1 protein-coding gene is annotated in these 262 nt (G+C 43.5%); it reads right to left on the reverse strand.

Translation table 11 applies throughout. The features are described 5' to 3' along the window. A partial coding sequence (locus SB773_RS32655; RefSeq protein WP_410594542.1) for an ATP-binding cassette domain-containing protein occupies positions 1-262 on the reverse strand: 262 nt, incomplete at both ends.

Consider the following 262-nt stretch of genomic DNA (forward strand, 5'->3'; position numbering starts at 1 on the left):
GAACTTTAGCATCCAATGCCCCGAATGGTTCATCAAGCAAAAGAATATTCGGTTCAACCGCAAGTGCCCTTGCCAATGCTACACGCTGGCGCTGCCCCCCTGATAATTGGGATGGGTAACGATCTTTATAGCCTTCCAGCTTGACGAGCTGAAGCAATTCGGTAACCTTTTGTTCAATCACTTTTTTACTGGGCCTTATTTTTCTAGGGCGGACCTTTAATCCATAGGCAATATTATCAAAAATGGTCATATTACGAAAAAG

This window comes from Bacillus sp. SIMBA_074 (genome assembly GCF_046534555.1).
Classification (GTDB): domain Bacteria; phylum Bacillota; class Bacilli; order Bacillales; family Bacillaceae_G; genus Bacillus_A; species Bacillus_A mycoides.